This window comes from Pseudomonas sp. LBUM1664 (assembly GCF_059695895.1).
The window spans coordinates 182,146-201,655 of sequence record NZ_CP166791.1; the positions used below are offsets into that span (position 1 = coordinate 182,146).

At 60.8% G+C, this 19,510-nt stretch carries 17 protein-coding genes; 10 read left to right on the top strand and 7 right to left on the bottom strand.

What is annotated here, in order from left to right:
- The first annotated feature begins 13 nt into the window (after window positions 1-13).
- Window positions 14-1,156 (top strand): MFS transporter, encoded by a 1,143-nt coding sequence (locus ACA047_RS00820; protein WP_497355807.1) that lies wholly within the window; start codon window positions 14-16, stop codon window positions 1,154-1,156.
- A 27-nt stretch (window positions 1,157-1,183) separates the two neighbouring features.
- Here the strand turns inward: ACA047_RS00820 and ACA047_RS00825 are convergent, their stop codons facing one another.
- Together ACA047_RS00825 and ACA047_RS00830 are read right to left on the bottom strand one after the other, a co-directional pair.
- The gene (locus ACA047_RS00825; protein WP_497355809.1) at window positions 1,184-2,749 is read right to left on the bottom strand and encodes a phospholipase D family protein; all 1,566 of its coding nucleotides are present in this window, start codon (window positions 2,747-2,749) and stop codon (window positions 1,184-1,186) included.
- A 61-nt stretch (window positions 2,750-2,810) separates the two neighbouring features.
- Window positions 2,811-4,244, bottom strand: coding sequence for an aminotransferase-like domain-containing protein (locus tag ACA047_RS00830; protein WP_497355811.1), 1,434 nt, complete (start codon window positions 4,242-4,244; stop codon window positions 2,811-2,813).
- Between the two features lie 179 nt (window positions 4,245-4,423).
- Here ACA047_RS00830 and ACA047_RS00835 point away from each other — a divergent pair, with 179 nt between their 5' ends.
- Window positions 4,424-4,669 (top strand): DUF1127 domain-containing protein, encoded by a 246-nt coding sequence (locus ACA047_RS00835; RefSeq protein WP_497355813.1) that lies wholly within the window; start codon window positions 4,424-4,426, stop codon window positions 4,667-4,669.
- A 113-nt stretch (window positions 4,670-4,782) separates the two neighbouring features.
- Here ACA047_RS00835 and ACA047_RS00840 read toward each other — a convergent pair whose 3' ends face one another.
- Window positions 4,783-6,096 (bottom strand): NAD(P)/FAD-dependent oxidoreductase, encoded by a 1,314-nt coding sequence (locus ACA047_RS00840; protein WP_497355815.1) that lies wholly within the window; start codon window positions 6,094-6,096, stop codon window positions 4,783-4,785.
- Window positions 6,097-6,242: 146 nt separating this feature from the next.
- Here ACA047_RS00840 and ACA047_RS00845 point away from each other — a divergent pair, with 146 nt between their 5' ends.
- On the top strand, window positions 6,243-6,596 hold the full coding sequence (locus tag ACA047_RS00845) for a YkgJ family cysteine cluster protein (protein WP_497355817.1): 354 nt from the start codon (window positions 6,243-6,245) through the stop codon (window positions 6,594-6,596).
- Between the two features lie 41 nt (window positions 6,597-6,637).
- On the opposite strand, the gene ACA047_RS00850 is transcribed toward ACA047_RS00845, so the two are convergent.
- Complete coding sequence (locus tag ACA047_RS00850) at window positions 6,638-7,126, bottom strand: Lrp/AsnC ligand binding domain-containing protein (protein WP_497355819.1); 489 nt, start codon at window positions 7,124-7,126, stop codon at window positions 6,638-6,640.
- A gap of 155 nt (window positions 7,127-7,281) precedes the next feature.
- Here ACA047_RS00850 and dadA point away from each other — a divergent pair, with 155 nt between their 5' ends.
- The 6 genes from dadA (at window position 7,282) to ACA047_RS00880 (ending at window position 13,417) form a co-directional block, all read left to right on the top strand.
- Window positions 7,282-8,586, top strand: coding sequence for a D-amino acid dehydrogenase (gene dadA / locus ACA047_RS00855; RefSeq protein ID WP_497355821.1), 1,305 nt, complete (start codon window positions 7,282-7,284; stop codon window positions 8,584-8,586).
- Complete coding sequence (locus tag ACA047_RS00860) at window positions 8,558-8,911, top strand: RidA family protein (protein ID WP_497355823.1); 354 nt, start codon at window positions 8,558-8,560, stop codon at window positions 8,909-8,911. Before dadA ends, ACA047_RS00860 begins: the two co-directional genes overlap by 29 nt.
- A 101-nt stretch (window positions 8,912-9,012) precedes the next feature.
- Window positions 9,013-10,086: an alanine racemase gene (gene alr, locus ACA047_RS00865; protein WP_497355825.1), complete on the top strand. Its 1,074-nt coding sequence runs from the start codon at window positions 9,013-9,015 to the stop codon at window positions 10,084-10,086.
- 128 nt (window positions 10,087-10,214) lie between these two features.
- Window positions 10,215-10,763 (top strand): cupin domain-containing protein, encoded by a 549-nt coding sequence (locus ACA047_RS00870; protein ID WP_497355827.1) that lies wholly within the window; start codon window positions 10,215-10,217, stop codon window positions 10,761-10,763.
- Window positions 10,764-10,946: 183 nt separating this feature from the next.
- Window positions 10,947-11,360, top strand: coding sequence for a c-type cytochrome (locus ACA047_RS00875; RefSeq protein WP_497360602.1), 414 nt, complete (start codon window positions 10,947-10,949; stop codon window positions 11,358-11,360).
- A 134-nt stretch (window positions 11,361-11,494) separates the two neighbouring features.
- Window positions 11,495-13,417 (top strand): acetyl-CoA hydrolase/transferase C-terminal domain-containing protein, encoded by a 1,923-nt coding sequence (locus ACA047_RS00880; RefSeq protein ID WP_497355829.1) that lies wholly within the window; start codon window positions 11,495-11,497, stop codon window positions 13,415-13,417.
- Between the two features lie 41 nt (window positions 13,418-13,458).
- Here ACA047_RS00880 and ACA047_RS00885 read toward each other — a convergent pair whose 3' ends face one another.
- Window positions 13,459-14,031: a xanthine phosphoribosyltransferase gene (locus tag ACA047_RS00885; RefSeq protein ID WP_014340844.1), complete on the bottom strand. Its 573-nt coding sequence runs from the start codon at window positions 14,029-14,031 to the stop codon at window positions 13,459-13,461.
- A gap of 55 nt (window positions 14,032-14,086) precedes the next feature.
- Window positions 14,087-16,096 (bottom strand): DNA helicase Rep, encoded by a 2,010-nt coding sequence (rep, locus tag ACA047_RS00890; protein WP_497355831.1) that lies wholly within the window; start codon window positions 16,094-16,096, stop codon window positions 14,087-14,089.
- A 274-nt stretch (window positions 16,097-16,370) separates the two neighbouring features.
- Between rep and ACA047_RS00895 the strand changes: the two genes are divergently transcribed.
- Window positions 16,371-18,041: a putative bifunctional diguanylate cyclase/phosphodiesterase gene (locus ACA047_RS00895; protein ID WP_497355833.1), complete on the top strand. Its 1,671-nt coding sequence runs from the start codon at window positions 16,371-16,373 to the stop codon at window positions 18,039-18,041.
- A gap of 19 nt (window positions 18,042-18,060) precedes the next feature.
- Here ACA047_RS00895 and ACA047_RS00900 read toward each other — a convergent pair whose 3' ends face one another.
- On the bottom strand, window positions 18,061-19,458 hold the full coding sequence (locus ACA047_RS00900; RefSeq protein WP_497360604.1) for a NorM family multidrug efflux MATE transporter: 1,398 nt from the start codon (window positions 19,456-19,458) through the stop codon (window positions 18,061-18,063).
- Window positions 19,459-19,510 lie beyond the last annotated feature (52 nt).

A 19,510-nucleotide genomic window follows, 5' to 3' on the forward strand; every position in this document is an offset into this window, starting at 1 on the left:
CAGGAGCGTGGAAATGCGTTGGGCGACTTATTTCGCCGTGTTGGCGTCTGTCCTGAGTGTCGGCCTGGCCCTGGGCGTGAGCATGCCGCTGGTGTCGCTGCGCTTGGAAAGCTGGGGTTATGGCTCGTTTGCCATCGGCGTGATGGCCGCCATGCCGGCCGTTGGGGTGTTGCTCGGGGCCAAGGTGTCGAGTCGGTTGGCGGCGCGGTTCGGGACGGCGGCGTTGATGCGCCTGTGCCTGTGGGGCGGGGCGGTCTCCATCGGGTTGCTGGCGCTGTTGCCCAGTTATCCGGTCTGGTTGGTGCTGCGGCTGATGATTGGCGTGGTCCTGACCCTGGTGTTCATTCTCGGTGAAAGCTGGATCAATCAACTGGTCATCGAACAATGGCGTGGACGGCTGGTGGCGTTGTACGGCAGCAGCTACGCGTTGAGCCAGTTGGCTGGCCCGTTGTTGCTCGGCGCGCTGGGGACTGATCACGATGACGGGTTCTGGGTCGGCGTCGGTCTGCTGCTGGCCTCGCCATTGCTGTTACTCGGCCGCAGCGGCGCGCCTACCAGTGAAGCCTGCGGCGTTACGCTCAAGGATTTATGGGTTTTTTGCCGTGGCTTGCCGGCGATCGCTTGGGCCGTGTCATTGTTTGCGGCGTTCGAGGCGATGATCCTGACATTGTTGCCGGTCTATTGCCTGCGCCAGGGTTTTAGCGCCGACATTGCGCTGGCGATGGTCAGTACGGTGGTGGTTGGGGATGCCTTGCTGCAGTTGCCCATTGGCGCTCTGGCCGATCGCTTGTCTCGCCGATCGTTATTCATCGGCTGCGCGGTGGCGCTGACGTTGTCGAGCCTGGCGGTTCCATTGCTGATCGATACCTTGTTGATCTGGCCGTTATGGGTGCTGTTTGGCGCCAGCGCCGGTGGATTGTTTACTTTGTCGCTGATCCTGATCGGCGAGCGTTACCGCGACGATGCACTGGTACGGGCCAACGCCCACGTGGCGCAGCTGTGGGGGATCGGTTGCCTGATCGGCCCGCTGGCGGCGGGGGCGGGTAGCCAATGGATCAGCGGGCATGCGTTGCCATTGTTCATGGCGGCGGGGGCGTTTGGGCTGGTGATTCTGTTGTTGCGCCAAGGGGCGTTCGGGGCCACCCAAACCGCTTGAACACCCCCAAACCCCTGTGGCGTAGTCCTACAACATTCGTTCCAGTCCGACGGTCGTGCTGAACCAGGCATTGAACCGGCGCCACCAACTGCCCGGTTCGCGGTCCAGGTCGTGCACTTTGCCGTCGTCTTCGGTGGTCCACACAAGCTTTCCGTCTTTCAGGCGGGCCTGGTAACTCAGGGCTGGCGCCATGCCTTGCAACGCCAACTCACGAACCTGCCCGGCGAGTTCCGGGCTATCCACCAGTATGCCGACTTCGGTGTTCCACAATACTGAGCGCGGGTCAAAATTGAACGAGCCGATGAACGATTTCTGTCGGTCAAAAATGATCGCCTTGCTGTGCAGGCTCGAGCTCGATTCGCCGTAGGACTTGCTGTAAAACAGGTGGGGACTGCTGCCTTTGTCGCCCGGTTGCCGTCGAAGCTCGAACAGGTGTACGCCATGTTGCAGCAGCGCCTTGCGATACGGCGCATAACCGCCATGCACCGCCGGCACGTCGGTGGCCTCCAGGGAGTTGGTCAAAAGGCTCACCGACACCCCCGCATCGGCGCGGCTGGTCAGGTACACCAGGCCTGTCTGACCGGGGACGAAGTAGGCCGAAATCATGATCAGTTCTTTGCTGACGCCCGTCATTTCCGGGGCCAGTTGTGTGGTCAGCAAGAGCTGCGGGTCCGGCTCGTCCTTGGCCAATACTTTGCTGGGCGCGTCCCACAATGCCTTGTTCCAGGCCCAGATCAACTGACTGCGCCAAGTATCCAGGCGCGGTTGGGTCTTGTAGGTGGTCAGCTGCTGGTAGAGCGCGTGATTTTCCTTGTGCGTCTGTTCCAGGGATTCTTGCAGGCGAAGGCGACTGTTGGTCAAGTCCTTGGGGGTGGGTCGATGGGACAGGAACTGCTCAATGGGTTTGCTCAGGGCGCTGTTCCAGTACTGATCGAAGCTGTGCCCCAATTGTTCGGCCACTGGTCCGACGCCGAGCAGGTCGATGTCGGTGAAGTTCAGGTTGGGTTCGGCGTCGAAATACTCATCCCCCAAATTGCGGCCGCCGACGATGGCCATACTGTTGTCTGCCAGCCATCGCTTGTTGTGCATCCGGCGGTGCTGCAGTGACAGGTTGAACAGGCGCCCGAGGCTGCGGGTCACGCCGGTGGCGCGCCCCAGGTGCAGTGGGTTGAACAGGCGGATCTGGATCTGCGGATGAGCGGCGAGGGTCGCGATGATCTGATCCAGGCCATCGCTGGTGGTGTCGTCCAGCAGGATTCGCACCCGCACGCCCCGGTCGGCGGCCTTGAGCAATTCATCCACCAGCATCCGCGTGCTGATGCCGTCGTGAACGATGTAGTACTGCAAGTCCAGGCTGCTTTGGGCGTTGCGAATCAGCTCGGCCCGGGCGGTGAAGGCATCGGTGCTGTCCGATAGCAGGCGAAAGCCCGACCGTCCTTCATGGGGCGCGACCTGGGCCTGGACCGAACGGCCGAACGAGGATTCGGAGGCCGGCAACGCCTGGGAGGGCTCGCGGGTGACATCAAAACTGGCGCAGCCACCCAGCAGCGAGGCGACTAACAGTAGCGCAGGCAGGATCGGTCTGGATCTCACGTAGGATCGTTCCGCTTGTTTGCGTTGATCGGCTTAGGGTTGCTGCTTTCCTGAGTAAACCTCAGACGGCGTCACGCTGGGTTTCGTTCAACAACGCGATGGCGGCTGCGCCGACCTTGCGCACGGCCTCTTCGATCTGTGCCGTTGGTTTGGCAGCGTAGTTCATGCGCAGGCAATTGCGGTACTTGCCCGATGCCGAAAAAATACTGCCGACGGCGACTTGCACCCCTTGGTCAAGCAAGACCCGATAGAGCTTCAGCGTGTCGAAGCCTTCTGGCAGTTCCACCCACAACATAAAGCTGCCCCGTGGGCGACTGGCGCGGGTTCCCGGCGGGAAATACCGGGTGACCCAGTCGATCATCACGTCGCGATTGCGCTGATATTGTGTGCGCATACGCCGCAAATGTGGTTCGAAATGCCCGCCTTTGAGGAATTCGGCAATGGCGATCTGCGGTTGTGGGGCGGTGGAGCCGGTGCTGATGTATTTCATGTGCAGCACCCGCTCAAGATACCGGCCCGGTACAACCCAGCCAATTCGCAGCCCCGGTGCCAACGTCTTGGAAAAAGAACTGCAGAGCAGGACGCGACCGTCTTCGTCGAAGGATTTGATCGTGCGTGGTCGCGGATAGGTGTAGGCCAATTCTCCATACACATCGTCTTCGATGATCGCCACGTCAAAGCGCTGCGCCAACGTCAGCAGGGCGCGTTTATTGGCCTCGGGCATGATGCAGCCCAATGGGTTATTGCAGCTGGGCGTCAACTGTATGGCCTTGATTGGCCATTGTTCCAGCGCCAGCTCCAGTGCGTCGAGGCTGATACCGGTAAGTGGGTCGGTGGGGATTTCCAGGGCCTTCATGCCCAAACCCTTGAGGGTTTGCATGGCGCCGTGAAAGCTGGGCGAATCCACCGCGACGATATCGCCTTGCTCACAGGTGGCGCGAATGCTGACGGACAGCGCTTCGTGACAACCCGTGGTGACGATCACGTCGCCGGCCCCCAGCTTGCAGCCCGAATCCAGCGACAGGCGAGCAATCTGTTCGCGCAGCCCAAGGTTGCCGTAGATGTTGTCGTAATACAGACCGGGCATGTCTTGCCGACGGCTGATCTGCGCCAGGCTGCGCAGCAGCGGTTTCATGGTGGGCGAGTTGATATCCGGCATGCCGCGTCCCAACTGCACCACATCCTTGCGCGGCACCGCGCGAATCAGCTCCAGCACTTGGTCCCATTGGGAAATATCCACCGGTCGCTGGGCCGGCCGGCCCACCACCGGCAGGTCTGGCAGCTCGCGGCTGACCGGTACGAAATAGCCGGATTTGGGTTTCGGCATCGCCAGCCCGCTGTCCTCCAGCACGCGATAGGCCTGCTGCACCGTACTCAGACTGACGCCATGTTCCGTGCTTAATGCGCGCACCGACGGCAGCCGGTCGCCAGGGCGGTAGAAGCCCTGTTCGATGCGGGTGCCGAGCAATTCGGCGAGGTTCACGTAAAGAGTCATGGCGTGCTCTCGATGAGGTGGATAACGGTAACCGATACAGTTAGGTCAGAAAACTATGATTCAGTCGCAAAAATGCTCGATCTGTATGTATATAAAACATATTGGTTGAATCTGTATTGCTTTGGACCGTCCGCGCATCATGAAACCTCTGGCTACCCAAGTAAACAGGAGCAACGAAAATGAACGGCTTGAGCGATGTGCGGCTGACGTTACACAGTCAGGAACTGGTGGCAGGGCAGAAAAAGGAGCTGCGAAGTGCGACGTTGGGCAATGCTCCGTCCGGCCTGAGCCGCTGGAGCCTGTTCTGGCGTCGTTTGCATACACGCCAAGCATTGTTGGAGCTGACACCCGAACAGTTGCGTGATATCGGGATGAGCCGGGAGCAGGCGCGAGAGGAGGGGCTGAAGCCGTTCTGGCGGCTTTGAAGCGGTGCCGGCCCTGAAACTGCTATCGCGGGCAAGCCTTGCTCCCACAGCCCTCTTTCAACTGTGGGAGCAAGGCTTGCCCGCGATAGCGTCGTCAGTAGCGCTAAAGCTCTTTAAACCAGCTCTTTGAACCTGTGCCACAACATTCCCAGTGCCAACAGCGGTGAGCGCAGATGTTTCCCTCCGGGAAAGGTCATGTGCGGCACCTGGGCAAACAGATCGAACCCTCCGCTTTGCTGCCCGCTGATGGCGTCTGCCAATAGCTTGCCGGCCAGGTGCGTGGCATTCACCCCATGGCCGGAATAGGCCTGGGCGTAATACACATTGGGCTGGTCCTTGAGCCGGCCGATCTGTGGCAAGCGGTTGGCACCAATGCCAATCATCCCGCCCCATTGATAGTCGATTTTTACGTCCGCCAATTGTGGGAAGACCTTGAGCATTTTCGGACGCATGTAAGCGCCAATGTCCTGCGGGTCGCGGCCCGAATAGTGACAGGCCCCGCCGAACAACAAACGCCGATCCGCCGAAAGCCGGTAGTAATCCAGCGCCACCCGTTGATCACAGACCGCCATATTCTGTGGCAATAACGCTTGAGCCTGGGCCTGGCTCAAGGGTTCAGTGGCAATGATGTAGCTGCCGGCGGGCAACACTTTGCCGCTGAGTTGCGGATTGAGCCCATTGAGGTAGGCGTTGCAGCCCAGCACCAGGGTTTTGGCACGCACCGAGCCTTGTTGAGTGTGCACCTTCACTTCGGGGCCGTAGTCGATGCGGGTGACGGTCGATTGTTCGAACAGCCTGACCCCCAGTTGTTGCGCGGCGGCGGCTTCTCCCAGGGCCAGGTTCAGCGGATGCAGATGGCCCGATCCCATGTCGATCAGGCCGCCCACGTAGCGATCCGAACCCACTACGCTGTGCATTTCGTGGGCCTGCAGCAGTCGGGTCTGGTGGCGATAACCCAGGCTGCGCAGCTCTTCGGCATCGTCGGCGAAGCCTTCCAGGTCGCCAGGCTTATTGGCGAGGTCGCAATAGCCCCACGTGAGGTCACAGGGGATCTGAAAACGCTCGATGCGCTGTCGGACGATTTCTACCGCTTCGAGGCCCATGAGTTTCATCTGACGTACGCCGTCGGCACCGACGACAGGGGAGAACTGATCAAGGCCATGGCCAACGCCGCGAATCAATTGGCCGCCGTTACGCCCGCTGGCGCCCCAGCCGATCTTGTGCGCTTCCAGCAACACGACGCTCATACCACGCTCGGCCAATTCGATCGCCGTGTTCAACCCGGAGAACCCGCCGCCTACCACACACACATCCGCCACCACCTCGCCTTGCAGCACCGGATGGTCAGGCTGCGGCAGGCTGCTGGCGGCGTAATAAGAGGCGGCGTGCAGGTGGCTCGGGACAGCTTGCTGAACACGGGCGTTCATGTGCGTAATCCTGATTGTTGTGTTTGAGAAATTTTACGGAGCATAAGCCGTGGGTTCATCCGTGGGCAACACCGGTCGGCTGGCGCTGTCTGGCACCAGGCTTTTAAGGCAGAATCGCGAACAGTCCTGCCTCGGTAACCGCCTCGATGAGCTGCAACAGTCAAAAAATCCGCACGTTGCGCCAGCAGATTCCCTCGTTCGAGTGCGTATCGGGCTGCCATGACTGCTGTGGTCCGGTGACCACTTCACCCGAAGAAATGGCCCGCTTGCCGCGCAAGACGCGCGCCGAACAAGACGCTGCCATGGAAGCACTCGACTGTGTGCACTTGGGGCCGAACGGTTGCACCGTCTATGACGAGCGGCCGCTGATCTGCCGGTTGTTCGGCACCACGGCGACCCTGCCGTGCCCCAACGGGCGACGGCCGGTGGAGTTGATCCATCCGCGGGTCGAGAAACAGATCCACGAGTACATGGCTACTAATCGCCAGGTTCTGGTCTAGCGAGATCATTCCCACGCAGAGCGTGGGAATGATCTCGAGGCTCAATCGGGAATCGGCAGGTTCAAGCTCTCCTTCACCTCTTCCATCACGATGTAGCTCTTGGACTCGCGCACATGGGGCAGCTTGAGCAGGATGTCCCCCAGCAGCTTGCGGTACGAGGCCATCTCGGAAATCCGCGCTTTGACCAGGTAGTCGAAGTCCCCGGACACCAGATGACATTCCAGCACGTGAGGCAATTTCAGTACCGCACGTCGGAACTCTTCGAAAGTGTCGCCGGATTTGTAGTCGAGGCTGATCTCGACGAACACTAGCAGGCTACCCTTCAAATGCTGCGGATTGAGCCGGGCGTTGTAGCCCATGATGATCCCCTCGCGTTCCAGGCGCCGCACCCGCTCGGTGCAGGGCGTCGTGGAGAGGCCGACCTTTTCCCCCAGCTCGGTGAAGGAGATTCGTCCGTCCGCCTGGAGGATGCGCAGGATGTTGCGGTCGATCTTGTCCAGCTCGCGTTTGGTCTGGGTACTGGTACGCACAGGTGATGCGCCTCCATAAAAACGGTTTTTGCCGAGAAATCTCGCCAAATATAGGCGGTTATATAGTGAAAAGCACTGGCTAATCTTTTTTACACTGCCCACATCAAAGCTTTGTACAACAAACGTCAGCGGTTATCCGCGATGAGGGCATCAACATGCGCGTTCTGGTCTTGGGTAGCGGCGTCATCGGTACCGTCAGTGCTTACTACCTGGCCCGGGCCGGGTTTGAAGTGGTGGTGGTCGACCGTCAGCCAGCGCCGGCCATGGAAACCAGCTTCGCCAACGCCGGCCAGGTTTCGCCGGGTTATGCCTCGCCGTGGGCCGCGCCGGGTGTGCCGCTCAAGGCCATCAAATGGCTGCTGCAGCGCCACGCGCCGCTGGCGATCAAGGCCACCGCCGACATCGACCAGTACCTGTGGATGGCGCAGATGTTGCGCAACTGCACCGCCAACCGTTATGCCGTCAACAAGGAGCGCATGGTGCGACTGTCCGAGTACAGCCGCGACTGCCTCGACGAGCTGCGTGCCGAAACCGGCATTGCCTACGAAGGCCGTAGCCTGGGGACTACACAACTGTTCCGCACCCAGGCACAACTCGATGGCGCGGCAAAAGACATTGCCGTGCTGAAAGAGTCCGGTGTGCCGTTCGAAGTGCTCGACCGCGAGGGCATCGCCCGGGTCGAGCCGGCCCTGGCCAATGTCACTGACATCCTGGCCGGTGCCTTGCGTCTGCCCAACGACCAGACCGGTGACTGTCAGATGTTTACCACCCGCTTGGCGGAAATGGCCGTGAAGCTCGGTGTGCAATTCCGTTTCGAACAGAATATCCAGCGCCTGGACTACGCCGGCGACCGCATCAACGGCGTCTGGATCGACGGCAAGCTGGAAACCGCCGACCGCTATGTCATGGCCCTGGGCAGCTATTCGCCACAATTGCTCAAGCCGCTGGGTATTCGCGCCCCGGTGTATCCGCTCAAGGGTTATTCCCTGACCGTGCCGATCACCCACCCGGCGATGGCACCGACCTCGACCATTCTCGACGAAACCTACAAGGTCGCGATCACCCGTTTTGACAACCGCATTCGCGTGGGCGGCATGGCGGAAATCGCCGGTTTTGACCTGTCCCTGAACCCGCGTCGGCGCGAAACCCTGGAGATGATCGTCAACGACCTTTATCCTCAGGGCGGCGATCTGGCCCAGGCCAGTTTCTGGACCGGTTTGCGCCCGACCACACCGGACGGCACACCGATCGTGGGTGCCACACCGTTCAGAAACCTGTTCCTGAACACCGGCCACGGCACGCTCGGTTGGACCATGGCCTGTGGTTCCGGTCGCTTGCTGGCGGATCTGATGGCGAAGAAAAAGCCGCAGATCAGCGCCGAAGGTCTCGATATTTCCCGTTATGGCAATAAACACCAGGAGTCTGCAAAACATGTCAATCCAGCGCCAGCTCACCAATGACCGCATGAGCCAGGTTGTCGTGCACAACGGTACCGTGTACCTGGCCGGACAGGTCGGCGACGACATGAATGCCGGCATTGAGCAGCAGACCCGCGAAACCTTGGCCAACATCGAACGCTTGCTGGACTTGGCCGGGACCGACAAGACCCGTCTGCTGTCGGTGACGATTTATCTGAATGACATCGACGCCCATTTTGAAGGCATGAATGCGGTCTGGGATAAGTGGCTGCCCAAAGGCGTCGCCCCGGCCCGTGCCACCGTGCAAGCCAAACTGTGCGAGCCGGAAATTCTGATTGAGCTTTCAGTTGTGGCCGCGCTGCCTTAATCCAGTCGGAACGATCCCTCTTGTTGCGGCGCTGTTGGCGGTTGATGCCGTCAGCCCGCGCCGGTTTTTTCTTACCCATGATCGCCTAGAAGCCTGCTGCCATGCGTCCTGCCCGTGCCCTGATCGACCTTCAAGCCCTGCGTCACAACTACCAATTGGCCCGCGAAGTCACGGGGGCCAAGGCCCTTGCGGTGATCAAGGCCGACGCCTACGGGCATGGCGCGGTGCGCTGCGCCGAGGCTCTGCAGGACATGGCCGACGGGTTCGCCGTGGCTTGCATCGAAGAAGCCCTGGAGCTGCGGGCAGGCGGGATTCGTGCGCCGGTCTTGCTGCTGGAAGGTTTCTTCGAGGCCGATGAGCTGCCGTTGATCGTCGAGCATGATTTCTGGTGTGTGGTGCATTCGTTGTGGCAGCTCGAAGCGATTGAAAGCGCCGCGTTGAGCAAGCCGATCACGGTCTGGCTCAAGCTCGATTCGGGGATGCATCGGGTCGGCCTGCACCCGGCGGATTATCAGGCGGCCTATCGTCGACTGCTGGCCAGCGGCAAGGTGGCGAAGATTGTGTTGATGAGCCACTTCGCCCGTGCCGATGAACTGCATGACCCCAGCAGTACCGAGCAACTGGCAGTGTTCGAGGCCGCCCGCCAGGGCCTGGCAGCGGAGGTCAGCCTGCGCAACTCCCCGGCCGTGCTGGGCTGGCCGCAGATGCCAAGCGACTGGGTGCGTCCGGGCATCATGCTGTACGGCGCGACGCCTTTCGACGAAACCAACGCCGTCGCCTCGCGCCTGCAACCGGTGATGACCCTGGAATCGAAGATCATCTGCGTGCGTGAATTGCCTGCCGGCGAGCCGGTGGGTTACGGCGCCCGCTTTGTTACAGCGCAACCAACGCGGGTCGGGGTGGTCGCCATGGGCTATGCCGACGGTTACCCACGCCAGGCACCGAACGGTACGCCGGTGCTGGTAGACGGGCAGCGCAGCCAACTGGTCGGGCGGGTGTCGATGGACATGCTGTGCGTCGACTTGACGAATATCCCCCTGGCCGGCCTCGGTTCGACCGTGGAGTTGTGGGGCAAAAACGTCCTCGCCAGTGACGTCGCGAAGGCCGCTGGCATGATTCCCTATCAGATTTTCTGCAACCTGCGACGGGTGCCACGGCTCTATTGCGGGCGTTGATGCAAGGCGCAACCTACCGAAAGTCGCTTCACCGCACAGGATTCGGGTCCAAGTGTTGTAAATACTGAACGCTGTCGCCATGATAACGCTCACTTTCCACACAACCTGATTCCCTGGAGGCTCCAGCATTGGACGTCGGTGAACGACTGCAATCCATTCGTAAACTCAAAGGCCTTTCCCAGCGTGAACTCGCCAAGCGCGCGGGCGTCACCAACAGCACTATTTCGATGATCGAGAAAAACAGCGTCAGCCCCTCGATCAGCTCGCTGCGTAAGGTCCTTGGCGGGATTCCCATGTCCATGGTCGAGTTTTTCTCCGAAGAAATCCTTCAGGAGAAACCGACTCAGATCGTCTACAAAGCCAACGAACTGATCGACATCTCCGACGGCGCCGTGACCATGAAATTAGTGGGCAGGGCACACCCGAGCCGGGCGATTGCCTTCCTGAACGAAATTTATCCGCCTGGTGCCGATACCGGTGAAGAGATGCTCACCCATGAGGGCGAGGAAACCGGGATTCTGGTGGAAGGGCGGCTGGAACTGGTGGTGGGTGTCGAAATTTTCGTGCTTGAGGCGGGCGACAGCTACTATTTCGAGAGCACCAAGCCACACCGTTTCCGTAATCCGTTCGATGTGCCGGCGCGACTGATCAGCGCAGCTACGCCGGCCAATTTCTAGGAAAAGAGGCGCCGAGCCTTTACGGCAAAGGCGCCCGAGGGGTGGGCTGTCGTTACAAAAAAGACCCTTGCGACTTTGGGGTTGTTTCAGTGTGACGGCCTTACCGCTATACTTGCGCCCGCCTGCAAACCGTGGCCGCAGGCGTGACTAGCCACCATTGAGGGTGTACGCGTGAACCTAATTATGAAAATGCTGGCTGCACCAGCAACCGTATTGGCCCTATGGGCTGCCAGCGCTCAAGCGGCGCCGAACGACGAAATTGCCAAGCGCCTTGAACCCGTCGGCCAGGTCTGCGTTCAGGGGAAGGAATGTAAAGGCATGGAAGTTGCCACGGCGGCGGGCGGCGCTGGCGGGGCCAAGGCGCCGAAAGATGTTATTGCAAAACATTGCAATGCTTGCCACGGCACCGGGCTGCTGGGCGCTCCGAAAGTCGGTGACAAGGCGGCCTGGAAAGAGCGAGCCGATCACCAAGGTGGCCTCGACGGCATCCTGGCCAAGGCCATTACCGGCGTCAACTCCATGCCGCCTAAAGGCACCTGCGCCGATTGCTCGGATGATGAGCTCAAGGGCGCCATCAAAGAGATGTCCGGCCTGTAACTCGCCAGCATCTTCCATAAAAAGCCGCTTACGAGCGGCTTTTTTGCGCCTGGGATTTTTCGGGGCTGTTCATCGCAACCAAGACCCGGCAAGCTCGGTCCAACCCACATTCATGGAATGTCCAGGAGGGTCGGATGGTGCAGTTGTGTTCAATCGAACAGGCGGTGGAGGAGGTGCTTGAGCGCCTGCCCGCGCATATTCATCTCGGCATGCCCCTGGGGCTGGGCAAACCCAACCTGTTTGCCAACGCGCTGTACCGGCGCATCGCACAATTGCCCGAGCGACAACTGACCATTTACACGGCCCTGAGCCTGGGCCGGCCGAACCTGGGCGATGGTTTGCAGAAACGTTTCCTTGAGCCTTTTATAGAGCGGGTCTTCGGCGACTACCCCGAGCTCGATTACCTCGTCGACCTGCAACGCGACAGTCTGCCGGCCAACATCCGGGTCGAGCAGTTCTTCATGCAGCCCGGCAGCCTGCTGCACAGCGCGTCGGCCCAGCAGAACTACGTCAGCAGCAACTACAGCCACGCCGCCCGGGACATCAACGCCGCGGGCTTGAACCTGGTGGCGCAACTGGTGGCGAGCGACCCGCAACATCCGGATCGCCTGAGCCTGAGTTGCAACCCGGACATTACCCTCGACCTGTTGCCCATGATCGCCAAGCGGCGGGCGGCCGGGGAAACCATCCTCATGGTGGGCCAGGTTCACAGTGACTTGCCCTACATGCCAGGGGACGCGGAAATCGGCATCGACGGTTTCGACCTGTTGATCGACGAGAAGGACAGCCACACATTGTTTTCCACGCCGAACATGCCGGTGGGGTTCCAGGATCATTTGATCGGCCTGCACGCCAGTACCCTGGTACGCGATGGCGGTACGCTGCAGATCGGCATTGGCTCGATGGGCGATGCATTGACGGCGGCGCTGTTGGCACGTCAGGCCGATAACGCCGGTTACCAAGCCTTGCTGACGGAGCTGAACCTCAGCCAGTGGGCGCAATTGATCGAGCGTGAGGGCGGCGTCGAGCCGTTTGCCAAAGGGCTGTATGGCTGCAGTGAAATGTTTGTCAATGGCCTGCTGGTACTGGCGGATGCCGGGATCATCCGGCGCAAGGTCTACCCCGACGAGCCGACCCAGGAGCAAGCCAACGCCGGTACCCTCGATGAGGCGGCGCAAACCGACGGCATCTGCGTACATGGCGGATTCTTCCTCGGCCCGCGCAGTTTTTACGAGCGCCTGCGCGAGTTGCCGCAGAGCCGGCGTCTGGAATTCAACATGACCCGCATCAGCTACATCAACGAACTGTACGGGCAGGAACAACTCAAGCGCCTGCAGCGACTCGATGCGCGTTTCATCAACACGGTCTTCACCATGACCCTGCTGGGCGCTGGTGTGGCCGATCAGTTGGAAGACGGGCGGGTACTCAGCGGTGTGGGCGGGCAATACAACTTCGTTGCCCAGGGCCATGCGCTGGAGGGCGGGCGCTCCATTCTGCTCCTGCGCAGTTGGCGTGAGTCGGGAGGCGAGATCAGTTCGAATATCGTCTGGGAGTACGGCCATTGCACGATTCCCCGGCACCTGCGGGACATCGTGGTGACCGAATACGGCATCGCTGACCTGCGGGGCAAGACCGATGCAAAGGTGATCGAGGCGCTGCTGAACATCAGCGATTCACGCTTCCAGCCGGGGCTGATCGAACAGGCACAAAACGCGGGTAAATTGCCCAAGGATTTCCGTCTCGATCCGCGGTTCGCGGACAACACTTCGCAGCGGTTGCAGGCCATTCAGGCGCGACATCCGAACCTGTTTCCGGAGTATCCGCTGGGCTGTGATTTCGACGCGGTGGAGCGGGACCTGTTGCGGGCGCTGAACTGGCTCAAGAGCAAGTTCAAGCTCACCGAGATGCTGGAGTTGGGCAAGGCTGCGCTGGATGCGCCACCACCTTCTTCCTTTCCTGAGCATCTGGAGCGCATGCAATTGAGCGACTCGCAAGGGTTGAAAGAGGAGTTGTTCCAGCGGTTGTTGCTTACCGGTCTCAAGGCCACCACACCTTAATGCCACCCCAAAACTACTGTGGGAGGGTCATGGTGTGGTGATTAATCGATAAAGGTCACAACCCCACCCGCCAGCGATTGCACCCGGGCCAACGATTCAACGCGATACCCCTGGGCATCCAGCTCCGCGCGGCCACCCTGGAACGACTTCTCGATCACGATGCCCAGCCCGGCCACGGTGGCGCCTGCCTGTTTGATGATGGAGATCAGCGCCTGGGACGCCTTGCCGTTGGCCAGGAAGTCATCAATGATCAGCACCCGGTCGCTGCTGGTCAGGTGGCGCGGGCTGATGGCCACGGTGCTTTCGGTCTTCTTGGTGAACGAATACACGGTCGCCGACAGCAGGTTTTCCGTCAGGGTCAGGGACTGTTGCTTGCGGGCGAAAATCACCGGTACGCCAAGGTTCAGGCCGGTCATGATCGCTGGGGCAATGCCCGAGGCTTCGATGGTGACGATCTTGGTGATGCCCGAATCCTTGAACAGCGCGGCAAATTCGTCGCCGATCAGCTTCATCAACTGCGGGTCGATCTGGTGATTCAGGAACGCGTCGACTTTCAAAACCTGATCGGAAAGCACGATGCCTTGCTCGCGAATTTTCTGGTGCAGGGCTTCCATGAAGCTTCCTCTAATGACGCCTTCAGCGCCTAAGGTCAGTGAAAAATAGTCGATGCTAGCGCTTGAGCATCGCTCGTATATCGGCCAGGGCGCTGTTGCCGCGAACGGCTTTGACTTCGGTCGGTGTGTCGTCGTTGCCTTCCCAGGCCAGGTCGTCCGGCGGCAGCTCGTCGAGAAAGCGGCTCGGGGCGCAGTCGATCACTTCGCCGTATTGCTTGCGCTTGGCGGCGAAGGTGAAGGCCAGCGTCTGACGAGCCCGGGTAATTCCGACGTAGGCCAGGCGCCGTTCTTCTTCAATGGTGTCGGCCTCGATGCTGGAACGGTGAGGCAGGATTTCTTCTTCCATGCCCATGATGAACACGTAAGGGAATTCCAGGCCCTTGGATGCATGAAGGGTCATCATCTGCACGCCTTCGGCGCCGTCTTCCTCTTCCTGCTGGCGTTCAAGCATGTCTCGCAGCACGAGTTTGCCGATGGCGTCCTCGACGGTCATTTCCCCGTCTTCGTCTTTTTCCAGGGTGTTTTTCAACGCCTCGATCAGGAACCAGACGTTGCCCATGCGGTAGTCGGCGGCCTTGTCGCTGGAACTGTTGGTGCGCAGCCAGTTCTCGTAGTCAATGTCCATGACCATGCTGCGCAGCGACGAGATCGGATCTTCGCCGGCGCACTGCTCGCGGACTTTGTCCATGAAGCGCTTGAAGCGCGCCAGGCGATCGGTGAAGCGGCTGTCCAGATGCTCGCCCAGGCCAATTTCGTCCGTGGCGGCGTACATCGAGATCTTGCGCTCGGTGGCGTAATTGCCGAGCTTTTCCAGGGTTGTGGAACCGATCTCCCGACGTGGGACGTTGATCACCCGCAGGAAGGCGTTGTCGTCGTCCGGGTTCACGATCAGGCGGAAGTAGGCCATCAGGTCTTTCACTTCCTGGCGTCCGAAAAAGCTGTTGCCCCCTGATAGGCGATAGGGGATCTGGTGATGCTGCAATTTCAGCTCGATCAGCTTGGCCTGGTAGTTACCGCGATACAGGATCGCAAAGTCGCTGTACGGCCGGTCGGTACGCAGGTGCAGGCTGAGGATTTCCATGGCCACGCGCTCGGCTTCGGCGTCTTCGTTGCGGCAACGGATCACGCGGATTTCGTCGCCGTGGCCCATCTCGCTCCACAGCTGCTTTTCGAACTCGTGGGGGTTGTTGGAAATCAGCACGTTGGCACAGCGCAGGATGCGGCTGGTGGAGCGGTAGTTCTGCTCCAGCATCACCACCTTGAGCGACGGGTAGTCCTCCTTGAGCAGCATCAGGTTTTCCGGCCGTGCGCCGCGCCAGGCGTAGATTGACTGGTCGTCGTCACCCACCACGGTGAACTGATTACGTTTGCCGATCAGCAGTTTCACCAGCAGATACTGGCTGGCGTTGGTGTCCTGGTATTCGTCCACCAGCAGGTAACGCACCTTGTTCTGCCATTTTTCGAGGATGTCGGCGTGGTCCTGGAAGAGCTTGACCGGCAGCAGGATCAGGTCGTCGAAGTCCACCGCGTTGAACGCCTTGAGCGTGCGCTGGTAATGGGCGTAGACAATGGCGGCGGTCTGCTCCTTCGGGTTGCGGGCGTTTTCCAGGGCTTGTGGTGGTAGCACCAGGTCGTTTTTCCAGGCGCCGATCATGTTTTTGATCTCATCCACGCCGTCGTCGCCCGAGTACTCCTTCTGCATGATGTCGGTCATCAGGGCCTTGACGTCGGTCTCGTCGAAAATCGAGAAGCCCGGCTTGTAGCCCAGCCGCGTGTGTTCCTTGCGGATGATGTTCAGGCCCAGGTTGTGGAAGGTGCAGACCGTCAAGCCGCGACCTTCGCCGCCGCGCAGCAGGCTGCCGACCCGCTCTTTCATTTCCCGGGCGGCTTTGTTGGTGAAGGTCATGGCGACGATGTACTGGGCCCGGATGCCGCAGTTCTGGATCAGGTGCGCGATCTTGCGGGTGATCACGCTGGTCTTGCCGGAGCCTGCACCGGCGAGCACCAAAAGAGGGCCGCCGACATAGTTCACGGCTTCTTGCTGCCGGGGATTGAGTCGGGACATGACAGAGTCAGGGAGTCGTTTGCGAAATGGGCCGGCATTTTAACAGGCTCAGAGAATTGTGCTGCTCTGTCCGACTTGTGACGCCGCACATCAACTCTATTTGCCGCTTTCGCTACTTTCGCTCAGGATGCGGGCGGGATTTACATCCAACGTTCGATTTCGGGTTTTAAAAACCGCCAAAAGCAAGTGTTTGAGAAGCATTGCCATTGGTCATTGCCTATAGGCAGGTCATAATGCCTGGCGCCAACCACCTTGCAGAGTCTAGGGAGTCAGCTTGTCAACGCCTGTCCAACCCTTGCGTTTGCTGTTATTGGCCGAAGGGCCAGAATGGTCAGCGATTTTGCGCGAGTGCCTGGCGCCCATGGGGCCCTCGGTCGTGTTGATCAGCGCCCCGAGCTGGGAGTCTGTCAGCAGCCTGTTCGAAGACAATCGCCACGCGATACTGCTGACGGTTGCGGCGTTGCAACCGGCGCCGGGCCGTTGTCGCCTGCCGACTATCCTGTTGCTTGAACACGAACCCACGACCGCCCCCGACGGCGTCAGCGATTGGCTGGTGCGTGATGTACTCGACAGTGCGACCCTGCGTCGTTGCCTGCGCCATGTGCGCGAACGCGGCGTGCTGGAAAACACCCTGCAGCGCCTCGCCGAACAGGACCCGTTGACCGGCATCGCCAACCGCCAGGGTTTCCAGACCTTGTTGACGGCGCGCCTGGATGAAAACGAAGGCCGCGGCCTGGCGCTCGGGCACCTGGACCTGGACAACTTCCGTCACGCCAACGACGCCCTCGGCCACCAGGCCGGTGATCGTTTGATTTTGCAAGTGGTGTCGCGGCTCAAGGGTTCACTCGGGGCCGGCGATCAACTGGCGCGGCTGGGCAGCGACGAATTCGCTTTGCTGATCGACACCCGCCGTGCACCTCAGCGGGCCGAATGGATGGCCGAGCGCATCACCGAGGCCATGGCCGAACCCTATTGGGTGGACGGTGAAAGCCTGTTGATCGGTTGCAGCCTGGGTGTCGCCCACGCTCGCGCCCAGGCCGGTGCCGACCCGCTGATGTGGCATGCCCACATTGCCATGCAGCAGGCCAAGAGTACCCAAGGCTGCACCTTTCATGTCTTCAATGAGCGCATCAACCGCAATGCCCGCAGCCTCGCCGATCTGGAAAGCGAACTGCGCCGGGCGTTGCGTCGCGATGAGCTGGAACTGCATTACCAGCCCCGGCTGAACCTCGATAACGGCAACATCGTCGGCCTCGAAGCCCTGGTGCGCTGGCGCCATGGCGAACGCGGGCTGCTGCCGCCGAGTGAGTTCGTGCCGCTGGCCGAACAGAGTGGCCTGATCGTGCCGCTGGGCTACTGGGTGATTTCCCGGGCGCTGCGCGACATGCAGGCCCTGCGCGAGCGGGGACTGGCGCCATTGCACATGGCAGTCAACCTGTCGTTCCGGCAGTTCCAGGACAGCCAGTTGCTGCCAACCCTGAGTCGACTGATCGCCGAGCGGGGGGTCGAGGCTCAATGGCTGGAATTCGAACTCACCGAAACTGCCGTCATGCGCCGCAGCGAATTGGTCAAGCAGACCATGGATGCCTTGGGCCGCCTGGGGGTGCGCTTCTCCCTGGACGACTTTGGCACCGGATTCTCCTCGTTCGTACACCTCAACAGCCTGCCAATCGCCTTGCTCAAGATCGACAAGAGTTTTGTCGGTGGCATGGACCAACGCGAAGAAAACCGCAAACTGGTGCACGCCATGATCAACCTGGCCCACAACCTCAACCTGGAAGTGGTGGCCGAGGGTGTGGAAACCCAGGAGCAACTGGATTTGCTACGGGGTTTTGGTTGCGATCAGGTGCAGGGATTCCTGATCAGCAAACCGTTGCCGTTGCCTGAGTTGGTTGAATACCTGACGGTTGATGGCAACCAACGGTCGGCACGGGAAATGAGCTGACACAAACCCCTGTGCGATCTCAGTCGGCCTGGATGGCTTCGAAACCTCGCCGTTGCACGGGCTCACTCCGGATCATCCGCTTCATCTTCCCTTCAAACGCCAGCGTCAGGCTCACTGCCGCGCAGGCCAATCCCAGGGCCAGGCCCCACCAGACGCCGGTCGGCCCCCAGTTCAAGTGGAAGGCCATCCACCACGCCGCCGGTGCGCCGATCAGCCAATAGCAACCCAGGCCCACCAGGAAGGTGGTCTTGGCGTCCTTGAGTCCGCGAATGCAGCCCATGGCAATGGTTTGGGTGCCGTCGAACAGCTCGAACCACGCCGCCACGGCCAGCAGGCTCACGGCCAGGCTGATCACTTCGCGAAACGCCGGGTCGTTGTGGTCCAGGAACAAGCCGATCAACTGGTTGGGCAGCAACCAGAACACCATGGCGAACGCCAGCATCACGGTCGCACCCGAGCCGATCCCGACGCGCCCGGCCAGTCGTGCCATCAGCAATTGACCGGCACCGTAATGCTGGCCGATGCGCATGGTGATTGCGTACGACATTCCCGCCGGGACCATGAAGGCTACCGCGACGATTTGCAGGGCGATCTGGTGCGCCGCCAACGGCGTGCTGCCCATGGTCCCCATGCACAGCGCGGCGAATGCGAACAGCCCGACTTCCACAGCGTAAGTGCCGCCAATCGGCAAGCCCAGGCGCCACAGCTCCTTGAGGTATTGGCGATTGGGGCGCGACAGCCCATCCAGCAGCGGATATGCCCGGTAGGCCGGATGCCGATGGATATGCCAGGCCAGCGCCAGGGCCATGCAGTTGGCGACGATGGCCGTGACCAGGCCGATCCCCATCAAGCCGAGTTTTGGCAAGCCGAACATGCCGGTGATGAGCGCGTAATTGAGCAGGAAGTTGGCCACCGTGCCGACGAGGCTGATCACCATGACTGGCGTGGCCCGGCCAATGGCGCTGGTGAAGCCGCGCAGGGCCATGAAGCTCAAGTAGCCGGGCAGGGCGAACGGCAGCATCAGCAGGAACTGGCCGGCAGCGAGGACGTTGGTTTCGGTCTGGCCGAACAGCAGCAGCGCCGGTTTGAGGTTCCACAACAGCAACCCGGCCACCAACGCCATCAGCCAGGCCAGCCACAAGCCGGCCTGGGTCAGCCGGGTGGCGCCTTCGACGTCGCCGGCGCCCTGACGGATCGCCACCAGCGTACCCACCGCCGCGATTACGCCGATGCAGAAAATCGAAACGAACGAATAGGTGGCCGCCCCGAGCCCACCGCCGGCCAGGGCTTCGGGACTCAGGCGCGCCATCATCAAGGTGTCGGTCAGGACCATCAGCATGTGCGCCAACTGCGAGGCAATCAACGGCCCCGCCAGCCGCAGGATGGCCCAGAGTTCGGTACGCACCGGATGCCGCATGATCATCACACTCTATGTCCAGACAAGGCAGTAAAGCAATGATTCTCGGCGC